Annotated in this window: 21 protein-coding genes; 12 read left to right on the top strand and 9 right to left on the bottom strand. The window is 39.8% G+C overall.

All coding sequences use genetic code 11. From position 1 onward, the window contains the following. Nucleotides 1-169: 169 nt before the first annotated feature. On the bottom strand, nt 170-868 hold the full coding sequence (locus LNTAR_RS06540; RefSeq protein ID WP_157473324.1) for a transposase: 699 nt from the start codon (nt 866-868) through the stop codon (nt 170-172). A 595-nt stretch (nt 869-1,463) separates the two neighbouring features. Here LNTAR_RS06540 and LNTAR_RS06535 point away from each other — a divergent pair. The 5 genes from LNTAR_RS06535 to LNTAR_RS25260 all read left to right on the top strand — a co-directional run bounded on the left by LNTAR_RS06535 (nt 1,464) and on the right by LNTAR_RS25260 (nt 6,991). Continuing rightward, entirely contained in the window at nt 1,464-3,308 is a 1,845-nt protein-coding gene (locus LNTAR_RS06535) for a sulfatase family protein (RefSeq protein WP_007277869.1), read from the top strand. An 87-nt stretch (nt 3,309-3,395) separates the two neighbouring features. Continuing rightward, a complete protein-coding gene (locus LNTAR_RS06530; RefSeq protein WP_007277868.1) occupies nt 3,396-3,689 on the top strand; it encodes a helix-turn-helix domain-containing protein in 294 nt (97 codons plus the stop codon). Continuing rightward, nucleotides 3,686-4,912 carry a type II toxin-antitoxin system HipA family toxin gene (locus LNTAR_RS06525; RefSeq protein WP_007277867.1) on the top strand — a complete coding sequence of 409 codons (1,227 nt, stop codon included), beginning with the start codon at nt 3,686-3,688 and terminating at the stop codon, nt 4,910-4,912. Before LNTAR_RS06530 ends, LNTAR_RS06525 begins: the two co-directional genes overlap by 4 nt. A 544-nt stretch (nt 4,913-5,456) precedes the next feature. Next, a complete protein-coding gene (locus LNTAR_RS25265) occupies nt 5,457-6,302 on the top strand; it encodes a transposase (RefSeq protein ID WP_007277866.1) in 846 nt (281 codons plus the stop codon). Further along, nucleotides 6,266-6,991 carry a transposase gene (locus LNTAR_RS25260; protein ID WP_007277865.1) on the top strand — a complete coding sequence of 242 codons (726 nt, stop codon included), beginning with the start codon at nt 6,266-6,268 and terminating at the stop codon, nt 6,989-6,991. Before LNTAR_RS25265 ends, LNTAR_RS25260 begins: the two co-directional genes overlap by 37 nt. A gap of 78 nt (nt 6,992-7,069) precedes the next feature. Here the strand turns inward: LNTAR_RS25260 and LNTAR_RS06515 are convergent, their stop codons facing one another. The 3 genes from LNTAR_RS06515 to LNTAR_RS25250 are packed head-to-tail and all read right to left on the bottom strand — an operon-like array spanning nt 7,070 to nt 11,246. Next, on the bottom strand, nt 7,070-7,909 hold the full coding sequence (locus LNTAR_RS06515; protein WP_007277864.1) for a sugar phosphate isomerase/epimerase family protein: 840 nt from the start codon (nt 7,907-7,909) through the stop codon (nt 7,070-7,072). After that, nucleotides 7,906-10,257 (bottom strand): DUF6807 family protein, encoded by a 2,352-nt coding sequence (locus tag LNTAR_RS25255; RefSeq protein WP_007277863.1) that lies wholly within the window; start codon nt 10,255-10,257, stop codon nt 7,906-7,908. Before LNTAR_RS25255 ends, LNTAR_RS06515 begins: the two co-directional genes overlap by 4 nt. Beyond that, the gene (locus LNTAR_RS25250; RefSeq protein WP_007277862.1) at nt 10,257-11,246 is read right to left on the bottom strand and encodes a c-type cytochrome; all 990 of its coding nucleotides are present in this window, start codon (nt 11,244-11,246) and stop codon (nt 10,257-10,259) included. Before LNTAR_RS25250 ends, LNTAR_RS25255 begins: the two co-directional genes overlap by 1 nt. A gap of 136 nt (nt 11,247-11,382) precedes the next feature. Here LNTAR_RS25250 and LNTAR_RS06500 point away from each other — a divergent pair, with 136 nt between their 5' ends. Then, nucleotides 11,383-12,513, top strand: a complete 1,131-nt coding sequence (locus LNTAR_RS06500; RefSeq protein ID WP_162026365.1) for a DNA-binding transcriptional regulator — start codon at nt 11,383-11,385, stop codon at nt 12,511-12,513. Between the two features lie 16 nt (nt 12,514-12,529). Here LNTAR_RS06500 and LNTAR_RS06495 read toward each other — a convergent pair whose 3' ends face one another. The 3 genes from LNTAR_RS06495 to LNTAR_RS06485 form a co-directional block, all read right to left on the bottom strand. After that, nucleotides 12,530-13,783 (bottom strand): DUF1501 domain-containing protein, encoded by a 1,254-nt coding sequence (locus LNTAR_RS06495; protein WP_007277860.1) that lies wholly within the window; start codon nt 13,781-13,783, stop codon nt 12,530-12,532. A 9-nt stretch (nt 13,784-13,792) separates the two neighbouring features. Next, on the bottom strand, nt 13,793-16,045 hold the full coding sequence (locus LNTAR_RS06490; protein WP_007277859.1) for a DUF1549 domain-containing protein: 2,253 nt from the start codon (nt 16,043-16,045) through the stop codon (nt 13,793-13,795). Nucleotides 16,046-16,189: 144 nt separating this feature from the next. Then, nucleotides 16,190-17,227, bottom strand: a complete 1,038-nt coding sequence (locus tag LNTAR_RS06485; protein ID WP_007277858.1) for a hypothetical protein — start codon at nt 17,225-17,227, stop codon at nt 16,190-16,192. A 334-nt stretch (nt 17,228-17,561) separates the two neighbouring features. On the opposite strand from LNTAR_RS06485, the gene LNTAR_RS06480 reads away from it, so the two are divergent. From LNTAR_RS06480 to LNTAR_RS06460, 5 genes are all read left to right on the top strand, one after another. Next, nucleotides 17,562-18,554, top strand: a complete 993-nt coding sequence (locus LNTAR_RS06480) for a serine/threonine protein kinase (RefSeq protein ID WP_007277857.1) — start codon at nt 17,562-17,564, stop codon at nt 18,552-18,554. 69 nt (nt 18,555-18,623) lie between these two features. Next, complete coding sequence (locus tag LNTAR_RS06475) at nt 18,624-19,844, top strand: DUF1501 domain-containing protein (protein WP_007277856.1); 1,221 nt, start codon at nt 18,624-18,626, stop codon at nt 19,842-19,844. Next, nucleotides 19,841-21,511, top strand: coding sequence for a DUF1549 domain-containing protein (locus tag LNTAR_RS06470; protein WP_007277855.1), 1,671 nt, complete (start codon nt 19,841-19,843; stop codon nt 21,509-21,511). Before LNTAR_RS06475 ends, LNTAR_RS06470 begins: the two co-directional genes overlap by 4 nt. Further along, nucleotides 21,512-23,278: an FHA domain-containing protein gene (locus LNTAR_RS25245; protein WP_007277854.1), complete on the top strand. Its 1,767-nt coding sequence runs from the start codon at nt 21,512-21,514 to the stop codon at nt 23,276-23,278. It begins immediately after the preceding gene. Nucleotides 23,279-23,304: 26 nt separating this feature from the next. Further along, on the top strand, nt 23,305-23,730 hold the full coding sequence (locus tag LNTAR_RS06460; protein WP_157473321.1) for a hypothetical protein: 426 nt from the start codon (nt 23,305-23,307) through the stop codon (nt 23,728-23,730). Here LNTAR_RS06460 and LNTAR_RS06455 read toward each other — a convergent pair. After that, entirely contained in the window at nt 23,727-24,896 is a 1,170-nt protein-coding gene (locus LNTAR_RS06455) for an FHA domain-containing protein (protein WP_007277852.1), read from the bottom strand. The two genes, LNTAR_RS06460 and LNTAR_RS06455, sit on opposite strands and share 4 nt — an antisense overlap. Before the next feature lie 95 nt (nt 24,897-24,991). On the opposite strand from LNTAR_RS06455, the gene LNTAR_RS06450 reads away from it, so the two are divergent. Then, on the top strand, nt 24,992-25,915 hold the full coding sequence (locus tag LNTAR_RS06450; protein ID WP_007277851.1) for a lysophospholipid acyltransferase family protein: 924 nt from the start codon (nt 24,992-24,994) through the stop codon (nt 25,913-25,915). On the opposite strand, the gene LNTAR_RS06445 is transcribed toward LNTAR_RS06450, so the two are convergent. Further along, the gene (locus LNTAR_RS06445; protein ID WP_007277850.1) at nt 25,882-26,409 is read right to left on the bottom strand and encodes a hypothetical protein; all 528 of its coding nucleotides are present in this window, start codon (nt 26,407-26,409) and stop codon (nt 25,882-25,884) included. The two genes, LNTAR_RS06450 and LNTAR_RS06445, sit on opposite strands and share 34 nt — an antisense overlap. Nucleotides 26,410-26,466: the final 57 nt, after the last annotated feature.

Genomic DNA, 26,466 nt, shown 5'->3' with positions numbered 1-26,466 from the left:
ATGGAATATAAAAACTCTCTTTCTCGCCATAATGATCTAGCACTGTTAGTTTTGGATAGTTTTTTTGATGGGGTATCCCCAGGGGAAAAAATCTTCGCCGCAGCGAATTATATACTCAATCAATGTTGCTACTAAAATCTTTCCTGCGAGCCAACTCCTCATTCCTATATCATTTTTTTTTGTATAAGGGTGCCGCACCTATAATTGATTTTAAGCGCTTGAATAGAAGCTCTATTTGCCATCGGCTACGATAAATATTAAGGATTTTTTCGGGTGATACAGACTCAGCCAATGTAGTTAAGATTAAAATATATCCTGCATACTCTAAAGTTTCCGGTCTTGTGCTTCCTTTGCGACTGTTTTTACTGGCTTTCCGATGAATCGCTTTTTGAGCTTTTAAAGTACTTTCATGATCTTTTTTCATAGTACAAACTCGAGCGTTTATTTGACCTTCATTGTGTTTTATAACAACGTTGTATTCACCGATATCTCCGAGTTTCAATTTCCGTAATTTCGACAAGAGTTTAAAAGGCGTACCATTGTCGTTATGTAAAGGGGTAAGGCTAGGAGGGAAGCGACAAAGAATATAGCCTCCATTGGAATGGACATGAATAATGCCATTTCTGCGTGGATAAATACGGTCTCCAATGAAAACGTCATTTGGTTTAACGGAATAATTCTTAAGTAACTCTCCTTTTTTTTGATCCGTTATAGTAATCTCGTCTGGCGCTAAGGTTTTTGCATTCATAGAGTAGTGAAGCCTCCATGTGGATCCTGTTGCTCCTGGTTCTCTGACAATAGAGCCGTCAACATATCTAAAATTATATTCTTCTTGCTCAGGAAGTCCCTGTGAGTTTCTTGGCTTCATTTTATCCAATAGTTGCGTAGTGCACCAGTTGAACCACTCACTTGATTTTTGTAACCTTTTGAGTAATGCTACATCACTAACGTCAATAATATTGCCCTCTTTTGCCAAGGCGCATGTTGAGCGTAAAGAGAGGTTCCCACCCAAATGAATTAGTAATGTTCTTAGAAGCTTCGAAGGGCCATCTTAGCCTGAAAATTTTCGTCCGAACTTTAGCATTCCAGTTTCCGCCATCATACCATCCCAACCATCAGGAAGGAATGTTTTAAAATAATCCCAATCAGACCGAACTAAGCCATCTATATCCATATTAAGTACTAACCTTTATTTAATGAAAATAATATCATTTCAATATAATTTAAGATTTGTAAATGTCAATTTTGGTTAGCGCTTATGGGGCAGAGCCCCATAATTAAATCAATTGAAAATAAAAATCACTCAATCTCCTCATGCATAAAATCAGCTTAAAGCGACTTTTTTGAGCTTCTGATGTCAGTTTTTTATATTGAGAGTGTTTTTTTGTATAAGCCTGAAAGATCTTAAGGATTCTTGAGAATAGTCTTTAAGTGATAACAATGACAAGAAATGATGAGATGCTATGAATAAACTTTTATTGACTTTACTCTTTACTTTGTTCCTAAATCAAAATGCCTTTGCAGAGGATAAACCCAATATTCTGTGGTTGTTTCAAGAAGATACTTCGCCATGGATGGGGGCTTACGATTATGAAGTACAAAAAGGGGAAACTCCAGTCATAGATAAAATGGCGAGTGAAGGAGTGATCTTTAAGCGAGCTTATGTGCCTGCGCCCGTTTGTTCTGCTTGTCGATCAGCTGTGATTGTCGGAGCTAATCAATTTCGCTTTGGTGCTCATGAACATCGTTCCCGTCGAGGGAAGGGGGCTTTACCTCTTCCTCAAGGAATGAAAACTCTACCTCAGCTTTTTAAGGAGGCGGGTTACGCCACTTTTAATCAGGGTAAAGATGATTATAACTTCACTTATCCTCCGAGTACATATATAAAAGTAAATGGTAAACAGACTTCAATGTCCTGGAGAGAAATGCCAAAAGGAAAACCTTTTTTTGGTCAAATTCAGCTCAAAGGTGGCAAAACTAACACCGGTAAATTTCCTAGGGAACGCAAAACAAATCCCGGAGCAGTGACTGTTCCTGCCGATTATCCCCAGAATCAAATGTATCGCGAGATCGTAGCTCAGCACTGCGATACGATTCGTTCAGATGATGATCGCATTGGCCGTATTCTCGATGAACTCAAAAAAGATGGACTCATGGGAAAAACGATTGTGGTGTACTTTTCCGATCATGGAGCCAATAACCTCATTCGTCACAAGCAGATGCCTACTGAGGCAGGACTTCACGTACCACTCGTTATCATTGGACCAGAAAAATGGGTTCCCAAGCAGGCAGTACGCAATGATTTGGTAACAATCCTCGACGTTTCGGCCACAAGCTTAACTTGGGCGGGGATTGATTACCCCGAGTGGATTGAGGGACAAAATCTTTTTGCGGATGATTTTAAGGCTCGAAGTTATGTTGGCTCAGGTCGCGACCGCTGTGATCATACTATTGATCGAGTGAGAACTATTCGTACAGACAAATACCGTTACACGCGCAACTACAAATTGGATCGAGTTTTCTTACAGCCTCAGTACCGCGACAATAAAGATTATCTCAAATTTATGCGCAGTGAATACGCCAAGGGAACACTAGACCCCAAGTTAGCAGAAATCTATTTTGGGGAACGTCCTGCAGAAGAACTCTATGATATCACTTTAGATCCAGCCCAAGTTAATAACCTAGCAAAACTTCCGAAGTACCAAGCAGTTCTCAAAGAGCATCGTCAGATTCTAAATTCATGGGTAGCTAAAGGCGATTTAGGTGCAGGTCAAGAACCCGATATTGAACTAGAGATTAACGGCAATGGCCGCTTCAAGGGCGTCAATGCTGAATACGAACGCGTGCGTACGGACTCAGATGGCGATGGTCTCTCTGACCTCTGGGAGCAGTATAATAATCGCGACCCCAAAGATGGGCAATTAATGTTTGAATTCGACTGTGGAGGCTGGCAAAATGAGGGCTGGATATCAGATGGTAAAACCACAAATATTTCTGGTCGACAGGGTTTTTTAAACTTTGACTTAATCGCGGAAAAAGCTTCACTCAAGCGCAGTGGCCTCAAACTTGATTCAAGTCGCAATCAAGGTGATTTAGTCTTGAGAATACGCTCCAATACACCAGCAGAAATTCAGTTTTCAGCAAATGGTGAAAATATCGCCTCAAGTAAAGTCTCAGGGACGGATGAATTTAACGATTTAAATTTTGCCCTGGGCGCAAATTGGGCAGGTACGATTAAAGATCTCAAACTTGAGTTTAAAGCTCCCGCGGGGACAAAAATTGAAATTGACTGGATGCGAGTGAAATAGGGGTTGGTTCTAATATTTGCATGTCTGCTAATAAGTGCTAATATATTATTGATTAATGTTTTTTTAACCAATAAACAATAATATATTATGTATTATTTAAATACTCCAGAAGAGATTTCCATCCTCTTGGCAGAAAGGCTACGTGAGAAGCGCTTGGCTTTAGGCTGGAAGCAACAAACCTTATCCGATCGTTCCGGGGTAAGCCTAGCTTCTTTACGCCGTTTTGAAAAAACCGGACTCATTTCACTACAATCTTTACTCAAGCTTGCTTTTGCATTAGATCATTTAGAAGATTTTGAACAGCTATTTCAAGCCCCAATAGCGAGTAGTTTAAAGGATTTGGAAGTTCGTGAGTCGACAGCAAAACGAGGGCGTTTATGAAAAAGCTTAAGGTGTATTATCAAAGCAGTTTAAGCAATAAGCGACTCGTGGGTATTTTGGCAGAGAACAATAGAAAAATTTACTTTGAATATGATAGTGACTTTCTCCTGGACCCCCTTTGGCTTTCACCATTTAAATTAGCACCGAAGCCGGGCTTACACGAATTTAAAGATCATGAATTTTCTACTGTTTTTGGTCTTTTTGATGATTCATTACCCGATGGTTGGGGCTTGCTATTAATGGATCGCTTTTTCCGTAAGCAAGGGCTAGATCCACATAAGCTTTCCGTGCTCGATCGTTTGGCTTATTTGGGTTCACGAAGTATGGGCGCATTAACTTATGAGCCTTGTACTAATCAAGAGCAGTTTTTGCAAGAAAGCCTCAGTTTAAAATCCATGGCAAGTGAAGTGGAAAAAGTTTGGCAGGGATCAATTCATGAAGTTTTACCTCAGTTATTACATTACGGAGGTAGTCCAGGGGGAGCTCGACCAAAGGTTTTGGCCGGAATAAAAAAGGATGAAATCATTACGGCGGACACTCTACCATCAGACTTTCAAGCATGGATACTTAAGTTTGTGGCGCCAAATGAGCATCTTGACTCAGGAAAAATAGAGTATGTTTACTCTACTATGGCGCAACAAGCTGGTTTGATAATGCCTAAAACAAGACTTTTTCAGAGTGAGGATAATCACTATTATTTTGGCATCAAACGTTTTGATAGAGAAGCAGGTGAACGCTTTCACATTCATACATTTGGTAACCTAATTCATTCAAATTTTCGCATTCCATCGAATGATTATCTAGATCTATTAAAGCTGACGCGAATCTTGACAAAAAAGCAAAATGATGTAGAACAGCTTTTTCGACAAGCAGTCTTTAATTTGTGCAGTAATAATCGTGATGATCACGTGAAAAACTTTTCATTTATTTATACAAATCAGGACTGGTCAGCAACACCAGCATATGATTTAACCTTTAATAGGGGCCCCGGAGCTGAACATAGTATGAGTTTTTGCGGAGAAGGTAAAAACCCTAGCAAAGAACAGCTTCTAGATTTAGCCAAGATATCTGGAATAAAATTGGGCAAAGCAAAGACAATAATAGAAGAAGTCGCTGAAGCGGTTAACCAATTCAAGGTACTTGCCAAAGAATATCAAATTGATGAAAAAGAAGTCAGCCAAATTAATAAGTTAATACAAGCTAATCTGAGGCGCTTGATTTAAGGTTTTGGAACCTATGAGCATATTTAACTAAAACTGTTTAGGCGGTTAACCAATTCAAGGTACTTGCCAAAGAATATCAAATTGATGAAAAAGAAGTCAGCCAAATTAATAAGTTAATACAAGCTAATCTGAGGCGCTTGATTTAAGGTTTTGGAACCTATGAGCATATTTAACTAAAACTGTTTAGATGGCAAGGCACTACAAAATTTATTCAAACTTTAAAAAACTTAATTAATGTGGTCATACTTACCGCTTAAATTTTAGCTGTATTGATTTGTGTTTTTAGATCTTTAGTCGAATGCTGAAGGCATGACAAAATAAAGCCCAAGGCGTGAGCCTTGGGGCACTCGGGTGGTAAGATATAGGAATACCGAATGTATGGCAGAGTTATTTATGCCGTACCTACAGAACTCGCAATGGAATTTTGTACCGTAGATCTAGTTCTGACGAGGCTGTGTGAAAAACAATATCCAAATATACATATTTAAATAAGCTTATATATTATAGTATATAAGATATTGTTGATAATTCATGTGGGAAGTTTATGAGCTTTATAAAAAGAGTATCACGTGATCAGGTTTTATTACTGCCAGATTGTCTTGATGATTATGTCGATGAAAATAATAAAGTGCGCTTTATAGATGAATTTGTTAATGGTTTAGACTTGAGCGAATGCGGTTTTACTTACCCCAAAGAAAGGTTAGATGGGCGGGGTCGACCTGCTTATGATCCGGCCGATTTATTGAAGTTGTTCATCTATGGTTATTCTTATGGAATTCGTAGTGGCCGCAAACTAGAAAGAGCTTGTAAAGTGAATCTCGAAGTGATTTGGCTCATGGGTAAATTAAAACCAGATTTTAAAACTATCTGTGACTTTAGGAGAATAAACCGCAATGCGTTTAAAAAGGCTAGCGCTCAATTCACCCTGTTGTGTAACAAGCTTAAGTTGATTTCGGGGGATTTTATAGCTGTTGATGGCACGAGTATTAAAGCCGTTAACAATATTAGTAAAAGCTGGACTAAAAATAAATTAAACTCAGCACTTAAGAAGTATGAAAAAGAGGTAGAAAAGTACCTAGGACAATTAGAGGAACTAGATGAAGCTCCTTCTCCAAATAGAGAAGAAAAACAAAACAAGCTAAAAAGCTCACTAGTGAAAAATCAAGAAAAATCACAAGAATTAAAGAAACTAAAACAAAAGTTGGACACTACTGATAAAAACAGTATTTGTTACAACGATCCAGAAAGCCGCCCTCTTAAAAAAGGGAGAAAAAGTACGGTAGGCTATAATGTTCAACACGCAGTAGATGATAAAAATTATTTGATTATTGCAGCTGAAGTTACATCAGAATCTTGCGATCTAGGCTCGCTGATGTTATTAAGGAAGTAAAAGGTGCCAATCTTCTCGCAGATAAAGGTTATTTTAGTAATGAAGATATAAAAGCTTGTGAAGATGATGGTTACCAAAGCTATATACCTGAAAAAGGATGTCCCATGGAAGGTAAAGGTTTCTATGGGAAACCTGAGTTTATTTACAACGAATATAATAACACCTACACATGTCCTGCGGGACAAATCCTCCAAAAATATCAAAACAAGAAAAAAGATTGTAAAACTTATTGGATATATAAAAGTCCAGAAGCTTGTGTAAATTGCTCTCGGAAAGACAAATGCACAAACTCTAAAAGCAGAAGTATTCAACGCTGGGAACACGAACACGTTTTGGAGAATGTTCGGGAAAGAATGAAAGCCAAACCAAATATCATGAAGCGAAGGTCTGCCATTGTAGAACATCCTTTTGGAACGATTAAAAGACACATTCTTACTGGTGGATACAATATGATTGGAATAGAGTCGGCACAGGCAGAAACTTTCTTGGCACAACTCACTTATAATTTGAATAGGGTTCTTAATATTGTGAATTTCTCTGAGATCATGTCATTTCTCAAAGGTAGGAAGAGCTTTTGGCAAAAACATGTTCAAAACCACCTATTAATGAGCTCTTACATCAACACAAAGGCAATAAAAATGCTCATCAGACAAAAGAATCAGGTAAACTCGCTAATTATTTTAGTTTGATACAAAGGCAAATCTTTTTCACACAGTCTCTGACGAACTAGGCTCAGTTATGCCGTGCTTTCAGCACTCGAATTTTCATCATGAGATAGTTTGACTTGATTCATACTTCTTTTCACAGTTTTTAAGGAATTCGATGCTATTGCGGGCGATGTTTTCCGGACCTTCATCGTAGTTGAAGACTTCGATGGAAAGCCATTTGGAATAATTGATTTTGTTGAGCGCTTTATAGATGGGTGCGTAGTCAATGTCGCCGGTACCTGGGCCGCGAAGGTTAGGGTCGTTGGCGTGGAAATGCTCGAGGTATTCTGCGGAGTCCGCAATGATATCAGCTATCGCTTTGTCTTCGTAGGACATGGCTTTGACGTCCAGGTGAAGTCGGCAGTTGGGAGAATTGATTTCTTTGATCATTTTGATGGTCTCCTCTGCAGAAGTGAAGAAGTTGGTCTCCACATGACCAAGTGGTTCTATGGCAATGATCCCACCTTCGTTCTCAGCTTCATTTGCCATGATCGCAATAGAATCACGGGCGCGATCCCAGTACTCATTATAATCTTCACCTTCTGGAACATTACGACTCATGGGGGAACCGAAAACGAGCACGTCGCCTCCCATGGCGGCATTGAGGCGCACGAGGTGCTGAAGGAAGTTTGTGGTGCGTTTGCGGACTTCGCAATCGGGAGTGGAGATATGAAGCCCCACAGGTTTTGTTAGGAGCCAGTGTAGACCGGCAACTTCTAAATCGTGAGCTTTTGCGATCTTCGCAAAAGTTTTAGCCTCTGAAATAGTGAGTTCTTCAGGGTTCTTTTTGAGTGTAAAAGGAGCGATTTCCACACCTTGGTATCCGTGTGAGGCTATGTCTCTACAGGTATCTTCAAAGCTCCAGTTTTGATATGTTTCGTTACAAATGGCGTATTTCATTTTTGTGTCCAGGAATTGTAAAGCTTGTTGATTGAATCTTTGTCGTTGGTTTCTTTGTGAAAAGCAAAACGGTATTGGAAAGTGATTTGCTGTCCTTTCTTGAGTGTGAAGGGATCTTTGGCTAGTTTTTTCTTAGTGTAAGAGTTTTGACCAAAGGGGTTTGTAGCGCAAAGGCCGTAGTCACGAGCGTGCCAGCGACTGGGATGACGGAGGTTTTTTGGATGGTCCATGATACTTATAACGGAACCTTGAATGTTATTGTAACTCACCCATTTGGCTTCTTTTCCCCAAACACCTTTTCCTGAAGTGCCGGAACTATTGAGAACGGTAGCGCCTTGGCCACTCACTTTGAAACTAGGGTCCATGCGTATGGCCATCATGCCTTCTTTTGTATCACCAAAAACGAGGTCTTTTGTGTCAGCATTAAGGGTGACTTTATAATCAATGAAGCGCTTTTTTGAGTCGGCAGAGAAAGTGATTTCTGTTATGTCGCTGAGAACTTTTTTGTCATTATGGATCCACTGGTTATGAGCGAGGATTTTACTACCATCAGTCTGAAGATCGACATTTTTTATGTACTTATCTTTGCCGGTTCTGGTATTCCAAAAATCAATATCATTGATTTTGCCAAAGGTGAAATAAATCCCCGTATGCCAGGGATGATCTGGCTTCTCATTTTTCACTCCTTTTTTGAAAGGGTAATGGCGAGTGAGGTTTTCCTGATTTGGTCCATTGACGGGATAAAGGCAGGGCTTGTTTGGTCCCTGGATGAACTCGGTAAAGAGTTTGCCATCGACAGTTACAGTCACTTTGTCTTTACCTTTACTGAGCTTAACAGTTGCAGGCTCAGCTTTTTCAATTTTGACTTCTTTAACGACAGTTCCCGGCTGTAGGCGGTTTATTTTATAAATGGCGCGAGCTTGATCTAAGCAACTAGCTAAGGTGTTTTTTACATCAATTTGGTAGAGGCGCTTAGTTTGAAGGCTATTGACATGAATGAGTACGCTTTTCTTATCACTTCCGACATCAACTTTTGTTATTTGAATATTTTTACGATCCATAGGTTTTGAACCGTATTTGTGAGTAGAAGGGTAGTGGTAGGATTGCACGGCATAATTTGCGATATTCGCTAAATCCTGTGGGCTTTTTTCCTTGGTGAAAGTGATGTGGAAGCCTTCTTGAGTTAGTTCGACTTTTTGAATGGAATCAGGCATTTCACCATTAAATGAAATACGCTGAATACCTTCTGAGGGCTTGCCCCAGCCACGAACCGTTTGGCCTACGTAGAGTTCATCGCCCTTGGGACTGAATACCAAGCGGTTATTGCCAGTGCGGACTTTCTTTTCAACGAACTTAATACAAGCCCCCTGCATCACGCCATCGACTTCTTCAAACATGAGGCGCACGATGCGCGGTCCTGCGATATCGCCCACAAAAGCTTGGCCTTTAAATGGGCCGAAATTACCCTTGGTATCAAAGATTATTTCTCCAGGTGAGTTACAGATCATTCCCTGGGGAAGTTCAATAGCCGCGGGTGTACGGTCTTTTTCGTACTGTTTCATGTTATTGATGTAGTAGAAGAGGGGGTTGTCTGATACTTCTTTAACGAACTTTTCGTCCCAAACCAGCGCTGATGGGTGACCGTAGAACTTGTCTTTTTGGACGTGATAGATGGGCGATGTACCCCGCCAGTCACCTTGATTGTCACCGGCAAAAATTTTGCCGTCAGGGCTCATGCCCATACCATTGTGCATGCGGAAGCCTTTGGCGAATGGCGTTATTTTTCCTTTAGCATCAATGTGCATGACCCAACCCTTCCATTTTACAGCAGCGAAATTGCGGCCGCGGCGACCGTTATGTTTGTATTCACCTTGAGTGTGATAAAAGGTTGGACCGTTATGTGATGCCGTACCCACAGCGATATACCAGCCACCTTTTTTATCGGGCAGGATATAATTAGTTTCGTGATAGTTGCCACTTAAGCCAAATTCATTTGAAATGAGTTCGTAAGAATCGGCAATACCATCTTTATCGGTGTCGGAGACCTTGGTGAGCTCAGCCATTTGGGAAATAAACATTTCTGAATCAGATATAACCTGCACACCACAGGGGTTGTGCAGTGAATCATCGCTAAAACTGCGCCACTGAAAGCCATTTGGATCTTTTGCGGTCTTGGCAATTTGAATGCCTGAACGGCGGGTGACGACCACGAGTTCACCGGATGGATTAAAAGCGAGGCCACCAATTTCAGGAGCAATCTCCAGTGGCGTCTTAATGGTGTCGACTTTATAGCTTTCAGCTAAAAGATTTGCGGAAAGGGCAAAAACTGTGAGTAGAAATTTCTTCATTATTTTGCTCCTTTGACGATGAGTTTAAAGTTTTGAGCTTGTTGGGCATTTAGGATTAAGCTTCCGCTCTGACCGGATGAGCTTTGAATTCCGGGAGGGAGCTTGATCTTGAGAGGTTCCTTTGAATTTGTGCGGTATTCGCAAATGGCTTCGCCCTTTTTAGGCCCGAGAGTGATTTTAAGACTGATAGAAAGACCTCCAGCCTGATAGAGAAATACGGGAATTCCCTTTTCTTTGCGGTAGCCTTTAAATTGTACCTTGCCTTTGAATGGGTGAGCTCCGGAAGTTTTGAAATGAACATCACCCATAATATCGGGGATGTAGCCAAAACCTCTGCGGCCGCCGCCGGTTCCTTTGCCCCAGTATTTGGTCATGTCGAGGAATTGCCCTGACCAGGTGTAGAGCAGGCGACATTCTAGGGTGTCGAAAGTATAGGAAAGTTCTTGGCCAAAATTAACGGTGATTGTCGAAGGCAAGCCATTGATGGGCTTTTGAACTTTCTTGGGGTCCTCTTTGCCGGAGCCGGGACTGTATTTGTTGACGTTGCCTCCTTTGCCGTGGTTGACGAAAATACTTTTATCAAGATCCAATGCAGGCATGTAAGTACGAATGAGGTAAGGTTTTTCTAGAGTTCCTGTTGGGAAGGAACTCACTGTTGTTTTTACTGCGACGAAGCCATTTTTGAGATTCTTGCCGATGATGGATTTAACATAATCGCTGACATCCGAGATTTGTGAATCGTTGAGGATAGTTCCCCATGCGGGCATAGCTTTTTCTAAGACGCCATTTTTAATGACTTTCACTATCTCTTCTTTACTGCTACCGTGCAGGATTTCCTTGTCAGTGAGGTTAGGACCAACTAGCCCCTGACCTTTATCGCCATGGCAATTGGCGCAAAATTGATTGAATACTTGCTGACCGCGTTTTACATCGGCAGAGAGGCCGACAGAAAGGGTCAGGCCCAATAAACTTAGAATTGTTTTGTTCATACTTGTCCTTGTTTGATTGTATCAACTATGGGGGATGAAAAGTAAAAAATCATGATTCATTTAACGAAAAAAAAGTTTAAAATACGCAAAAATGTATTATAATTACATGAAAGCGCAAAAAAATAAGGGCGTAAGTATGAAAAGAGTAGCTCTAGCCTTTCCGATTGGAGTGGATCATTTAACTGAAGTTCTTTATGGGATTCGTAATCATCCTTGTGCGGCAAATTGGCAATTTTTAACCAATCCAGAACGACATAGGCTGGAAATTCGGGATTTAAAAAATTGGGATGGCGATGGGATTATCGCCCAAATCAATAGTCAGGAGGAAGCGGAACTCATTCAAAGTTTAGGTATCCCCTGCATCAATATTTCTGGTGTGCTCAAAAAAAGTCCCGTTCCTAGAGTCTGCGCCGATTACGAAGAGATAGGAAAAAAAGCAGCTGAGTTCTTTCTTAAAAAAGGTTTTCGCAATTTCGCCTATTATGGGATTAAAAAAGTTTGGTATTCAGCAGAAGTCTATCGTGGATTTCGCAATCTAGTTGCGGATCACGGTTATGAGGTTGACTTATACGAGGCGCATTCCGGAGTGTCGACCGAATGGCAGCAGTCAAACGATGGCTTAGAAAGCTTTTTACGGACTCTCGCGCCCAAGACGGCCTTGTTGGCAGCTCACGACCCCCGTGCCGTCGAAGTTTTGCAAACTTGTGCAAGAATAGGAATCAAAGTCCCTGAACAAATCTCTGTGATGGGGGAGAATAATGACAAAGTGAATTGTGAGTTGGCAACACCGACTTTGAGTAGTGTGGCCAGGCAAGGTAGGAAACTAGGGCATAAGGTAGCTGAATTACTTCATAGTTTTATGAATGGCGAATCAGTCGCTGGTGACCATGTGATTCCCTGTGGTGAGATCTTTGAACGGGATTCTACAGCTGTCTTATCAATTTATAATCCGGAGATTGCCAAGGTCGTAGAATTCATTCGACTCAATGTTCTGCAACAAATTAATGTGGAGAGTGCAGCAAGCCATATAGGACGTTCTAGGCGTTGGTTGGAGTATCATTTTAAAGAGGAATTGCAGCAGACGCCTTTAGAATTTATTAGTTCAGTACGAGCAGAGAAAGCTAAAGAACTTTTAGAATTAGATGCATCGCTTAGGATTACCGAAGCGGCGTATAAACTAGGTTTTTCATCCACGAATCAACTCAATAAATATCTCAAGAAATTTTACGGCATGTCCGCAAAAGAAATTCGGCAGAAAGTAAAATAATTTTCTTTAAGACTCTTTAAATTGTTAAGAGGGCATCGACTGGTTTGCCTCTGTGGGCCACTTTGAAAGGGCGTTTAGAGGGGCTGAAGAGCTGTTGTTGCCAAGGCATCCCTAGAGCTTTTGCGATGGTCGCATTAAAATCTGGAATTTTAACTGCATCTTTAACAGCAGTAGTGCCATCTTCACTGGTCATACCATATTTCTGGCCGCCGCGCACTGGACCACCTGCTAAAACACAAGAGAAGGCTTTAGGGTAGTGGTCACGGCCGTCATTAACATTGATTTTTGGAGTTCGACCAAATTCAGTTGCGAGTACAACAAGGGTGTCTTTAAGCATGCCACTTTCTTCGAGATCGCTTAATAAAGCACTGTAGGCTTTGTCGAGAGTGTTTGTATTGAGTGAAACGCGATCAAAATTATTACTGTGAGTATCCCAGCCTCCGAGAGAAACCTCGACTGTACGGATACCCTTTTGAACGAGTCGTTTAGCAAGGAGGCAACCCATGCCAAAATTATTATCGCCATACATCGTTTTGTCTTTTTCAGTGACATTATCAAGTTTAAAAGCTGCGAGGTCAGGGCTCGACATGAGGTCCATAGCTTCACGGTAAGTTGAAACTGCCGACTGAGTACTATCGAGTTCAAAATCTTTCATGAATTTTTCGTCGAGTTCATTAGTCAAAGAAGTGAGGCGATGAAATTCTTTATCTTCGAAATAGGGGTTTTTTGCATTTTTTAAGCCAGCTTCGGGGCTGCTGATAGAAAGGGGAGCGTATTCTGGTTCAAAGAAACCGCGATTACCAAAGGTGCGGCTATTGCCACCGACGAAAACTGAGCCGGGCAAAGTTTTGTTAAGTTTGCCGTGGAATTTTTGAAACCAAGCACCGATTCCTGGGTGTTGAATAGTGGAGCGCATCTCATAACTGGTATGCATGAAGTAATTACCCTGAGCATGGGCACCAGCCGTAGAAGTCATTGAGTTGACAATAGCCATTTTATCTGTGTGCTCAGCTGTCAAAGGAAGGAATTCAGAGATCTCGACTTCTTGCGCTCGAGTTTTGATCGCTTTAACGGGGCCTTGATTCTTATGGCTACCTTTGTGGTCAAATGTATCCATGTGTGACATGCCACCACCCATGTAAAGGTAGATGAGGTTTTTGGCAGATCCAGGTGTTTGTTTAAAGTCTAGAGAAGACGCCATGGCGTTGAAAGGAAGGTTGAAGCTTAGTGCACTAGCTCCGGCAGTTTTGATGAATTGTCGACGGTCCATAATAAGCTCCTACTGAATAAAAGTGAATTGTTTTGAGTTGAGTAAAGCCCAAAGGACATTTTTGGTCGCTTCGCTTTTGCTGATTTTTGTCTCTTTGCCGAGGATCTCCCATTCACGAGTTGTGGGCTTGCGACTGAAGAAAGCTTGGTAGAGCAGTTCGAAACTCTCTGGAGTACTTTTACTTGCATGTAGTTTGCGACCAAGTAAGGAATGAGGATTATTGAGGACACGGTATACATGACCATTCATGAGGTTCAATGCTTGGGTAATCGTAGGTGATTTATTGGCATTTTGAATACTTAAGCGATCTGATTGGCCAAAGTCGCGGAGGAAATGACCTCGAGGGGAAGGGGAAGAGAGCTCAGAGGCACGGTAGAAATGAGTGAGCATTTTTTCGAATTGCTTAAATTGGGAGTTTCTTACCTTTAATTGGTTCTTTGATAAGTTGGCACTGGGCTCTTGTTTAATGAGCTGAAACTTATTTTTGTTACCTTTGGCTTTGTAGTTCATGCTATCCATCATTTGCATATCCATTGAGCCTGAAGTGCTCATGGCTAAGGTATTTTTTGTTTTCTCTTCAATGCTTTTATAAATCTTTTTTGTGGCTTGTTGGTGTTTTTTGATATTCTGAAAATCTTTTTCTTTTCTTGCTTCAAGCGTTTTGAGGCGTAGGTCTTTAATTTCTTTATCTCGAGAAGCCGTGTATTCGGCAATGTTCATGATTTTATCAACAAATTCATTGGTATCCATGTTTTCTATGGCTTGGTATTTAGCACGAATACTACTTACAAGGGCCTCATCACTTTTTGAGCTGCTGAGGTAGATATCTGGATTTTCAATACTCAAAGTTATGAGTGAGTCCCAGAGTTGTTCAGCACTCATGCGGCGCAGTACAGGGCCACGGAAGTCATAAGCTTCTTTGGTGCCAATTTGAGTAGCGCTGACCTTAGCTTGATAAGCATCGGTGTTGAAGATGATGTATTGAAAAGCTTTTAGGTTGTAATCGAGGTCTTTCATGAGTTGCTCTAAGTAATTCATGAGTTCTTCGTTACGAACATTGGTGAAATCATTTATTTCATCAACAGGAGAGAAGACCGCTACGCCAAAAGCTTTTTTCCACATGCGGTTAGCAATGACTCGGGTGAAAGTAGGGTTATCGGTAGAAGTTAACCAACGAGCAAAAGCTTCACGGCGACTTTCGCCTTCTCTCATGGTGAATTTATCCCCAAACATGGTGGCGGGTTTTACAAGAGATTCGGGCTTGGCGTCATCATATTGATAATCATGAGGAAGTTTGAGGTCTTTTTCTTTGGTGTCGAGTGTGGTAGAACGCATTTTTCCGAAGAGAGATTCAATCGTTTCCTTAGTTGAATATTGAATGAGTTTCATATCTGTAGTGGCTTGCATGCCTTTTCGTGCGCGTCGTACATATTCTTCTTGGCTCATATTTGATTTCTTCAAATATTTTTGGAAGTTTTTGTTTTTGAGAAGGTCTTGGAGTTGTTTTTCATTAAAAACGACACGGACTTTTTTACTGCCTGCGGCTTGCGCAAACTTTTCTCTATTGAGAGCACCAATGTGCTTTTTTAAACCTGATAAGTTAGAGTTTTTATCACTTGGGAAAGTTCCTCCTTTATATCCATAGGTAAAAGCAGCTGCTTGGTAAAACTCCATTTGTGTCCAATCGTCGAAAGGGTGATCGTGACATTGAGCACATTCGAGTCGAGTTCCAAGGAAAACACGTATTGTATTAGCGGTATTATCTAAAGGCATGCCATTATCACGCAAGTAGTATGAGGCTGCGGGGTTATCCCATACAGAACCTTCACTCGACAATAGTTCAAAGACCATGTCATCGTAGCGTTTGTTGTCGCGGAGGGATTTTTTTAACCATTGACTATATGCAGCGGTCATCACACGGATATTATTGCCACCATCATTAGTGATGCGAAGGATATCTGCCCAGTAATTAAAGTTATTGGAAACATAAGCCTCCGACATGATAAGGTTTTTAATCAGTTCTTGTCGTTTGTTGGAGTTTTTATTGGAGATGAATGAAGAGCTTTCCTCAATAGAAGGAATACGCCCGATGATATCTAGATAAATTCTACGAACAAATGTTGAGTCATCAGATTTTTTATTTAGGTTCCCCTCGAGCTTTGAGTTTACCAAGCTATTAATTTTTGCAATCGCATCATTTGGGTGAGTGGCTGAAAAAATTAATGAAGGTAAGAGGAAAAGTAAAATTAAGTAAAGTTTCATAAAAAGCTCCGTTTTGAGAGTTTACGAAAAAACCTGTAAGGATCTTACAGGTTTTTTGAAAGTTTTTCTTAAAGTTACTCTAATGCTTAGGGCTTGTGATAAGAACGATATGTAACTCAGAGCCGGCTTATAAAGTCGCTTGGCTTATTCTTTTACTTTCCCATCATATGGAGTGAGATCAATTTTTAAGTTTTTTGACATGCCAGATAAGTTGCCACTAGGTGAGAGGAATAAAGTGAAGTATTCCGATTTAATATAAGGATGGATCTTTTGGAAAAATGGATCCCTAGGTGAGTCGTAGACTGTGACGGATTCTACCTTGTAGTTAAGGTTGCTTCTATTACTAGGACGAATTTCTGTTAAGTACGTTCCTTTTAAGATGATTTTAAGTTCAGGGTTTTCATCGAAGGTGATAAGAGCTTCAGTCGTTTTGAGTAACTTGTGTTGTTTACCCATTGTCCAAGTAACGTCTTTCTTAAGTTCCGGAGTGATTTTTAAACTTCCTTTATACACTTTTTCTGGAGTCACCGTGTTAAGGACGTTGTCATTGTGTCTTTTAGCTACAGCATAATCCTGCATGAAACCGTCAATTGCTGTATCGGCTTCCATAGATCCTACGAGAAGGTATGACTTTCCAAACTTTGCTTGAGGGAAACCTTCAACAATGTGACCACGTTCCAATTTGTGATCTTTGAAAACCATTTTCTCACCACTTTTTCTATAGATTAGTGAACCTTGAATAGCCGTCTTATCACCCTTTACGGCTACTTTAGAATAAAAGGTATAGGGAGCTTTTTTCAGTTGGGCAAATTCGTTAGTCCATCCTTTATCCTGTAAAACTTTCATGAAAGATACGGATTTATCTACATTATAATAGTCTTCTTTATAGCTCAGTTCATTTAGGTATTGGATTTTTACATAATCACCGAATTTTTCGTTGTTGGCTTTTTCTGCTGTGAACTCATATTCACCAGGGAGCACAACTTTTGGAAGTTGTGAATTGATATATTGAATGGCGCCTTCTTTATCGAAAAGAACGACCTCAGGAGTCTCTTCGCCTTTAGCGTCGGCGCTTGATTCAGTGCTTTGTTTGACTTTATCTTTGATTTTTTGAACTTGTTCTGAGTCACAGCTAATAAGGGAGAAAAGAAGACATGCAGTTAAGGGGAGATGGAATTTCACTTTGAGTACCTAAAGTTTCTTGTTTAATTATAGCTCAATTTAGACTGTTAAAAATGAAATCACAATAAAAGTAAGTGCTGTGAAGGGGTAAAGTCTTTGAAAAATTGGTTAAAAGTCACAGAAGTTTTATATACTTTCCTGTACTATATCTCTTAGGTCTTAATTTATGGAAGCTTATTTGTGTGTAAAAGTTTAGTTAAGTATCGTTTTTTGTTAAAATTAGACTTATTTAGCAGATTAGACCAAGGGCTTTAAAGTTCTGAGTCTAGAAATATGGGGATATGGATTTAGATTAAAGGCCTTAGATTACAATAACTATATATGAAGATTTTTTATGGAAGGTTACAGAACTACTGCTCTGACAGAGGATGAGCTTAAACGCTTTGAAGATGGCCTAGCTAAATGCATGACATGCCATGAGTGGTGTGATATGGAAGGTTATGAACCATTAAGAGAATATGAGTGTCAAAGTTGTGGCGAAAATGTTTTTATGCCCATGAGAATCACTGAGTTTTGGCTGTACGATGTTACAGGTGAAGGTGGTATGGGGCGTGTATATATGGCTCAGAAGTATGATGACCCCAAACTGTATGCGATTAAACTTTCAGATTATACTGATGAATGTGACTTCCGTTTCCAAAGTTTGCTTTATGAAGGTGACGTAGTGATGAGTTTTGAACATCCTCATATTGCAACAGCTTATCGCTTTGGCTATAAGAGTGGTAAGGCCTTCTTATTAATGGATTATGTACCGGGCTACACCTTGGAGCAGATAGCTAAGGGTTTTGAGTTTTCCGAAGTTGAGTTGTATTCCTGGATGAAACAATTAGTTGACGCCTTGCGTTACATGGCGACTACTGGCTTTATCTACCGCGATTTGAAACCTCAAAATGTGATTGTAAGAGGTGAGAAGCTGACTTTGGTTGATTTTGGTCTCGCGATCCACAAGGATGAGCAGGAGATAGATGATGACAATTTAATTGGTTCACCATCCTATATCCCACCAGAGCGAATCAAAGGCATAGTTGAAGATGAAAGGTCTGATATGTACGCCTTGGGTATGGTCTTTTATTATGTTGTCAACGGACAGAATTATTTTGATGGACCTAATGAGGAAATCGTAGAAGGTCACATGCACCCCTATCGTTACCCGATTCAGGAGCTTAATGACTATCTTCCGGAAGGTCTCTGTATTTTGATAGATAATCTCATCGCCCATGAAATGGAAGATCGCTATCAGACTTATGATGAGCTTTATAATGATATATGCTTTTTGTATGATTCAGCAGTCGAAGCTGAGCAAGAAGAAGTAGAAGTAGAAGCTTAATCTTTTTATTCACACAATAAAAACTTTATTGATGTCGTTAATTATTATAGATAATAATTAAGGAATTTAATGTCTGTGAGTTTAGATAGAAGAACATTTTTAAGTGGTAGTAGTGTCGCCTTGTCGAGCATGTTATTTGCGAATTCCGCGAATGCTAAGCCCAAGAGAAAAGAAAAAATCAGACACTTTATATACGTCAATTTGCGTGGTGGACCCTCGCAAATGGATACTTTTGACGCCAAGCCAGATCATAGCAACGGAGGTGGGATCAAAGGTATAAAGACGGCAATGAAAAATGTCTATTTTGCCGAGTCTTATGAAGGTTTAGCAGGTTTTTCAGAGCACATGGCGTTAGTTCATACGAGTTCGCGAATAGGAGCCCATGAACTGGGAAGGTATTATGTCGGAACGGGAGGTTTTTTACCTAATCCAGCTCAGGTACAGCCAGGTTTATGTTCGATTGCGGGCTGGGCTTTAGCTGAAGAAAAAGAGTCAGATTTACCTAAAGTCGTTTCTTTAGGTGGTTCATTATCTGCGGGTTTCCTTGGGAATGAATTCAGTCCCTATAGTATGAAGCCGGGGCAAAATAAATTAAAAGTTGACGAAGATTGGCGTACGCGTCTCATCCGTTCGGAATCTTTGCGCGACGAATACATGAAACATTCTGCTAATGCTCATTTAGATCAAATTAAAGAAGAGCTCCGCCATGGGCGCAAAGCGACGCAGTTGAGCTTAGGTATCTCTAATCGAGTCTTTGAGTTGAGTGGTGAAAGCCCACAAACTATCGAAGCTTATGGCAAAGGTATTGGACAGAGTTTTTTACAAGCCAGACGTTTAATTCAAGCAGGAGTCCCTTCGATAGAAATTCCCTATGGAGGGTGGGATACACATCAAAATAATGTGGAACGCTGTAGAAATTTATCAGAACCTCTTAATAAGGGCTTATGTCAATTGTTAAAAGAATTAAAGGTTATGGGTTTGTTAAAAAATACAATGGTCATGATTGCAGGAGATTTTGGGAGAACGCCTCGGATTAATGCTAATGCAGGTCGAGATCATTACCCAATGAATACCCCAATTCTCCTAATAGGAGGAAACCTTTCTGGGCAGCATATAGGTCAAAGTTCAAAAGATGGTTTAAGTCTTGAAAATGCTGTGACGATGGGAGCCTTTAGCTACTCTTTATATCGTCATTTAGGCTTTAATCCCAATGAACCCTACATGCATAAAAGTGGTCGTCCTTTGGATCTGTGCCCATCAAAGTCAGGGATTGATGAGTTGATGTCATGAAGACTTTTTTTACATTTCTCCTTTTAAGTACATTTTTGCTATCTGCTTCTCAAGAAAAAGCTGATCGCTTACTTAGGCGTTTGTATTTAGATACTCAAAATCGTTTACCTAGTGTAAGTGAATACTACTCGGGGACGGAGTTGATAAAAACTGGTCGTTATGAAAAACTAGTTAATGATTTATTGAAGAGTGAAGAGTTTCGGGGTAATCTTGCTACAAAAATAGTTGATCACTACGCTCCTAAGCGTCAAGACAGAGATCAACACCCCTTAGTTTATAGGGGCTTAGAGAAACATGTCAAAAAAGAATACGTCAAAGTTGGTGGCGATTTTCGCAAGTTTATTCGTGATATGTTAAGTGCCGATGGTATTTCAGCTCGAAATAAAATGGTGCTGTTTTACACAGGTGCAGAAGATTCCAAAATGATGGCAGGTCGATTTACGGAAAATGTTTGGGGAATAACTTTGGCGTGTTCAGAGTGTCACGATCATAAATATTACCCGGAGCTCAAGCATGAGAACTTTTGGTCGATGGCGACTTTTTTCGAAGGCATGGAAAAGCGTTATGTGAAGACAGAAAAAGAACTTAAAGCACTTAAAAAAAGGGTCGCTAAAAGTTATAGAAACCAAGAAGCTTTGGGGGCAGAACTTAAAGATGTTTTAGATTGGATTGCAATGGAAGAAAAGGGGCAGAGTATCTATGACGAGATTTCTTATGAGGAGAGTCGTGGACAAAATCTTAGTATGAAATTTGATATGGGGGAAATGAGTTCTGATAAAGCGTTATTGGCACCCCAGCTTTATATCTTTGAGAAAGAACGACGATTAACTCATTTGAAATTAGAGTATGTGGTTGAGGAAAAGAAGCACACGGCTCGTCCACGCTTGTTGTTTGGGCCCGATCGAGCGCTTCATATAACTAGAAGTGCGAGAGATTACTTAGCCGATTGGATGGCGTATAAGAAGCCTTTGTATTTTTCGAGGTCTACGTCTAATTGGGTAGCTCACTGGTTGATTGGAAGAGGGATAGTTATGCCCGCTAATGACGTTTATGGTGCCAATCATGATAATGGTGAGCGTTTGGATACTTATGCTAAAATATTTGAGGATAATGGATTCGATCTTTATGCCTTAGTAAAGACAGTGTTGATGTCTGATATTTATCGAATGTCTTCCGCAGAAAAATCTGACGAAGAGGGTTTTATTTATTTTAAAAGTAGAAAAATTCGTCATTTAGATGGTGAGCAAATATTAAATGTACTCATGACTGATGCCATGAAGAGTTTTGAAAAAGAGGAAAGTTGGCAGTCACTCTACAAGTTGGAAAAAGATAAAGAGAAATATATTGATGACATGTTCCCCAGTTCCTTGTCGGATTCAGAGGCTTTTTATCGAGGAAGTCTATCCCAGGCGCTTTTTTTAGCGAGTAACAAGGCCGCCTTAGAGTTCATAGATAACAAAGCCAAAGCTTGGTATGCTTTATCTCAGAAAAAGGATTTTGAACTATTTCTGAATGAGTTTTTCGTTCATTATTACACAAGGTTGCCGAATGAACGCGAGCGCTTGTTCTTTGAAAATAAATTAGATCTTGACGCATCTTATGTAAACTCTGGTGTATTTGAAATGACTTGGACAATTATAAATTCACCTGAATTCCGAGTGTATTAGGTGAAACTTTACTTTAGTGAGGGGAACTTAAAAGGGAAATTATTGAGCTTTGAAGAAGCTTCAATTATCATTGGTCGTAGTCATTCATGCACACTTGTGATTAATGACCCCAAATTAAGTGGGAAGCACGTCGAATTAACTCAGCATGATGGTGAAGTGTGGTCGGAAGATTTAGAGAGCCATAATGGCGTCTATATAAACGGGCAAAAAATAGCAAAAGCTAGCCGGGTGAAAGTTGGTGATCAACTTAAAATTGGGGAAGAGGTTTTTTCCTTAGTTGAGACAGGTGGAAAAGAACTTAATAATATAGCTACTGCGACTGTGGATTCGGGTCTTGCGGAAAGTGATCCCGATCTACCTGAACAGCAAACTGAGCTGAGTTTTAATAAAACGCCTTTGTTACTTGGTTTATTTTTTGTTGCTTTTGCCTACTTGTTTTATGAGGTCGATCAAAGAAAAATCACTCCAAAATTGAATGAGCCAGTTTTAATTGATTTAAGCGTTGAACAGGGTGATGAAATACGGCTTGAGCAAGCGGGTTTTAGTGATAATGAAACAGGAAATGTGGATGGGGCTGTAGATCAAGAATTAGAGCCTGAGTGCGTGTTAAACATAAGTTCTCCAATTGAGTCGGTGAGCGTAGAAGTTAATGGAGATTATAAGGGGGAGTTGCCGATTGAATTAAAATCCCTAGAGAAAGGCTTTCATTACATTTCCGTTTTTAAGCGTGCCTATCATAAAAAGGAGTTTTTGTTGGATTTACAATCTGACCAAAAAGTAGTAGTGGATTTAGAGAGGGATGAGAGGTACTTAGACTTTCAAACTACACCAAATTCCGTGAATTTACTTCATGAGGGTGAGCATTTAGCTCTTAGTCCAGCTTATATTAGAAAAGATAAGTTAGAAGGAAAGAATTTGACTATAAGCTTGGATTCATACTCATCAGTGAGTGTTGTTTTAAATGATTTAATTAAGCTTTATGAATTACACCCCAATCATTGCTCACTAGAAATTACTTTGCCAGCCATTGACTGTGAAGTGAACCTCAATGGGAAAGTACTTGACTCGAGTGAAAACCCTATAAAGCTCGAGAAATTGAATGCAGGGGAGTATTTCCTTTCAATCCAGGCAAGAGGTAAAACAGTAAAAGAAGAGTTCGATCTAAGGATAAAAGCTGGAGAAGATAAAATCATTCGCAGTCAAATTTTTACAATAAGTCATTTTGTGAAATTAAAATCTGGCGAAGAGTTTTATGGAATGCTACAAGAAAAGGGTGATCGGGACTTAGTGTTTGCCTTAGAACAAGGTGAGAAAAAAAGAATTCTCCTTAAAGATATTTTATCTTGGGAGGCTTCATCTAAAGCCGAGAGCTTGGGGATTAGTAAGGGAATTGAAGTGATAAAGAAAAAAATATTACCTTTAAATGAGAATATTTGGGAGCCAAGAAAATATCGAGGACCTGAACGGGAAAAGAATATAGAGAAGTTTGCTGTAAAGGAGATATTAGAAGATAAAAGTAAAATGGATTTATTAAGTTTTTTCGAAAAATATGGAAATAAGTATCTCGAAGTTCAAGGTACGGTTACCGCTTTGAGTTCAAATGAGAATTGGCACACACTGCGTTTGGATGATGTAGTAGAATGCTATTTTAAAGGTCAAAATGAAGACCTTTCTTATTATGGTAAACGCCTTAGTGTCCGGGCGTGGTCTTTAGGGATAAGGGGCTTAGATATGTTGGTTTTGACAGAGTGTGAGTTGGTCGAATGAAGTTGACCTTACTAATATTCTTTTTTATGAGTCCTTTATTTGGTGAAATCGAATACAGCGAAAAGCTCCTATCTATGGAGAATAAGCTTTATATAGCTCAGTTTAAAAATAAATTAGACAAAACTCAGTTTTTGCCACCTTCGCAAATCAAAAGTAAATATTTAGAGAGCTTTCAGTTTGATTATGACTTGTGTCGTTCACTCTATCATTTAAAGAAGCTGACACTGGAAAGTCGCTTGAAATATATGGGGGAAGTGGAGTCTGAAGCAGGACGTATATATGCCGAGGCTATGACGGGAAATGATAATGAGTCAAATCTACGTGAATTAATAATGACAACGAGACTTGAACTGAAGGGTGTAGAGCAGCAGCTCGAGTTTTTAGAACTGTACAAAGAAAAGTATTTATTGGCCCCGAAGAAGCAGCTAAATTTAGTTTTTAGGAAAAATTAAAAGTTTTGTTTAACGCTTTCAGAGAGCATTTTCAAGGCTTCGCTACATTCAGAGACGCGTTCTTGAAATACATTTGAATCGGAACTAGTGCCTGCTTCAATATGATTGGATGTGTCTGCTAAATAATCGCGAATTTTCTGAATCTCTCCATTAAGATTACTAAAGTAACTTTTGAAACCATCCACATCTGATTGAGCGTCATCGATCATCATAGTGCGCACGAGGTGGTGAGAGGTGATTTTTCTCATGGACTGCAGGGAAGAGTTAATGCCTGAGGGGAGGGGGGTGGTACTTAAAGTCTTATCAGCATAGATAATGCCAATGAGTTCGCGCTCACCTTGTTCATTTTTGACTGTTAGGGGTAGGCATATAACGGTTTTAATATTGAAATTCGCCATTGAGACAGTTGAATTGACATCCTTGTCTGCATCTTGAATAAAGACAGAGCCTTGGTTTTCGAGGACTTTAGTCATTATCGATCGGGAAATGCTGAAATCTTCTTCTTCTATGATTGTGAAGTCAGAGTTTTTGGCAATAACTTCTTTTACTTTTAATTGATCATCTTCTGAGGTGACTTGAAAGGCGTAAGCTCTATCGAGTTCAGTAATTCTAAGGACAGTGTCAATAGCAAAAGAAAAAATGTCAGCAGAAGAAGTGAGGTTGATGACTTCTCGTTTGAAAGCGATGATATGAAGTAGTCTTGAGACAGTGGGATTAACTGATTTTTCAGCGAGCTGTTTTAGTTCAAAAGTTTCTTTTTCAGAAAAGCCTTCATGCCCATTAAAGTAAGTAATTTTGAGCTCTTCATCACCAATTTTCAAACTTGACCCGTCGTTCAAAGCCTGCTTCATGTTAGGGCGGACTTGTTGGCCACCGATGAATGCAGGAGGAGCTGTCTTCGGGAGAGTCAAATAGAAAAGGCCTTTGACAAAGTCAAGTCGACAATGATGATCTTGGATTTTATTAGTCGGAATCAATACATCGTCTGCAGGTGCAGCGCCTAAGCTAAGGTTTTTTGGAAAAAGAGGCCAAATAAAGCCTTCGGGAAACGAGCCCGTTCCAGTAGAAGTCAAAGCGGCCGCAGCACCAGATTTTTTACATTTTGCGCAGTGAGTGTGTGCAATAGGATTATTAAATCCACACGAATAACAGTTGTACGATTCCATAGTTATAGTATTCTCCCTTAGTGTTCTCAACCTTCAATAAGAACTTGAGCTCATTTTATATTAAAATTTGGTAAGTACAATTGGCAAGTGACTAGATGCAGTTTTTTTTAAGAATAATTTATTATATTTTTTCACTATTTCCTGATTTTTTGCTCTATGTCTTGGCTAGAGTTCTTGGCTATGTGCTTTTGTATGTCGTACGCTTTCGAAAAAAAATTGTTGTTTATAACCTAAATTTGGTTTATGGAGTTAAGGGCTGGGATAAGTCCTTGTTACGAGAGATTTATTTTCACTTTGGACTTACCGCAATCGAAATTTTGCAACAGCCTGTGCTTAGTTCATCTAAGTTATTAGAAAAAGTAAATTCTGAAAATGATCAATTTTACAGGGACGCTATCAATAAAGGCAAGGGAGTTTTGATTTTAACGGGGCACTATGCTAACTGGGAAAAGTGTATTCTAAAGGTCGTTGAGTTTGGTAACCCAGTAAGTGTGATCATTAAAGATGTTAAAGGTTTTGAAGATGGATACTTTTCAAAAACATTTAGAGAACCTCATAAAGTGAATTGTCTTGAGAAGAGTGCAAAATCTGTGTTAGCAATCTTTAAGGCTTTGAAGAGAGGCGAGACGGTATGTTTGGTGATGGATCAAAACTCTAAGCGTACAGAAGGGTGTTTTGTTGATTTTATGGGAGAGCAGTGTTCTACTTATGTCTCACCCTTAATGATAGCGGCAAAAACAGGCGCAACAGTAGTTCCCACAACTGCATATAGGGAAGATGACGTATTATCGCAAACGGTTTATTTTCATGAACCAATGTCATTTGCTAGAGAGGATGCTGATGAAGAGTCAATTCAGAGAAATACTCAAAAGGTGATGGATGTATTGAGTCAAGCTTTGTATGATCATCCAGCTTATTGGATTTGGATGCATAAGCGTTGGAAAACTCGTCCTATGTCCGAAAAAGAAAATGACTTAAAAGTAGATTACTCCGCAACGGAGCCAGTCACCCCTAAATAAAGGCTAGTGTGGGGTGTCGGTTGCCAGTTCAGCCAAGAATCAACATTGTAATAGGAGTTATTGTCCCAGTTATAGCGTTTGTCGCTCTTCATTTCAGCTCTTTCAATACCCATTCCCCATGTCAGATTGGGAGAGGCTCTTTCACTATAGGAAAAGCCTTGTGCGTAACCAGATCTGTCCCCTCCCCAAAAGCGCGTATGTAGAGTGAGTCTGTAGGAGTCTCGCCCCACGAGGCCATGAAGGAATTGGATGTCATCTTCTGTATAATAATCAGTTAAATAAGAATTATATATGTTCTGATCTTCAATTGAACGTTCGTAATAGGTTTTTTCGCGATTGAGCTCCAAAGTATAGAGGTTGTTTAGCCAATCTTTTTGCTCAGAAACTTCGCTGTAGAATTTTGAAGGTATATTTAGCTTCAACTGCTTTGCAGCCAAGTAATCCAAAGAGGGATTAGGAGAGAGGGCTAAAAGACTGAGAGATAATGGTAGCATTTTATTAAGTAATTCTGTTTTTTATAAAAGTAAAAGCTAAACCATGAAATGTACAGC

Origin of the sequence: Lentisphaera araneosa HTCC2155, from assembly GCF_000170755.1 — a bacterium.
Lineage (GTDB): Bacteria > Verrucomicrobiota > Lentisphaeria > Lentisphaerales > Lentisphaeraceae > Lentisphaera > Lentisphaera araneosa.
The sequence above is the reverse complement of the archived record's forward strand: the minus strand, read 5'-3'. Positions and strand labels throughout refer to the sequence as shown.

Bases quoted from the DNA above. Each gene is read 5' to 3' on its own strand.
- LNTAR_RS06540 (WP_157473324.1), bottom strand. From the start codon at position 868: ATGAAGCCAAGAAACTCACAGGGACTTCCTGAGCAAGAAGAATATAAT.
- LNTAR_RS06535 (WP_007277869.1), top strand. From the start codon at position 1,464: ATGAATAAACTTTTATTGACTTTACTCTTTACTTTGTTCCTAAATCAA.
- LNTAR_RS06530 (WP_007277868.1), top strand. From the start codon at position 3,396: ATGTATTATTTAAATACTCCAGAAGAGATTTCCATCCTCTTGGCAGAA.
- LNTAR_RS06525 (WP_007277867.1), top strand. From the start codon at position 3,686: ATGAAAAAGCTTAAGGTGTATTATCAAAGCAGTTTAAGCAATAAGCGA.
- LNTAR_RS25265 (WP_007277866.1), top strand. From the start codon at position 5,457: ATGAGCTTTATAAAAAGAGTATCACGTGATCAGGTTTTATTACTGCCA.
- LNTAR_RS06515 (WP_007277864.1), bottom strand. From the start codon at position 7,909: ATGAAATACGCCATTTGTAACGAAACATATCAAAACTGGAGCTTTGAA.
- LNTAR_RS25255 (WP_007277863.1), bottom strand. From the start codon at position 10,257: ATGAAGAAATTTCTACTCACAGTTTTTGCCCTTTCCGCAAATCTTTTA.
- LNTAR_RS25250 (WP_007277862.1), bottom strand. From the start codon at position 11,246: ATGAACAAAACAATTCTAAGTTTATTGGGCCTGACCCTTTCTGTCGGC.
- LNTAR_RS06500 (WP_162026365.1), top strand. From the start codon at position 11,383: ATGAAAAGAGTAGCTCTAGCCTTTCCGATTGGAGTGGATCATTTAACT.
- LNTAR_RS06495 (WP_007277860.1), bottom strand. From the start codon at position 13,783: ATGGACCGTCGACAATTCATCAAAACTGCCGGAGCTAGTGCACTAAGC.
- LNTAR_RS06490 (WP_007277859.1), bottom strand. From the start codon at position 16,045: ATGAAACTTTACTTAATTTTACTTTTCCTCTTACCTTCATTAATTTTT.
- LNTAR_RS06480 (WP_007277857.1), top strand. From the start codon at position 17,562: ATGGAAGGTTACAGAACTACTGCTCTGACAGAGGATGAGCTTAAACGC.
- LNTAR_RS06475 (WP_007277856.1), top strand. From the start codon at position 18,624: ATGTCTGTGAGTTTAGATAGAAGAACATTTTTAAGTGGTAGTAGTGTC.
- LNTAR_RS06470 (WP_007277855.1), top strand. From the start codon at position 19,841: ATGAAGACTTTTTTTACATTTCTCCTTTTAAGTACATTTTTGCTATCT.
- LNTAR_RS06460 (WP_157473321.1), top strand. From the start codon at position 23,305: ATGAGTCCTTTATTTGGTGAAATCGAATACAGCGAAAAGCTCCTATCT.
- LNTAR_RS06455 (WP_007277852.1), bottom strand. From the start codon at position 24,896: ATGGAATCGTACAACTGTTATTCGTGTGGATTTAATAATCCTATTGCA.
- LNTAR_RS06450 (WP_007277851.1), top strand. From the start codon at position 24,992: ATGCAGTTTTTTTTAAGAATAATTTATTATATTTTTTCACTATTTCCT.
- LNTAR_RS06445 (WP_007277850.1), bottom strand. From the start codon at position 26,409: ATGCTACCATTATCTCTCAGTCTTTTAGCCCTCTCTCCTAATCCCTCT.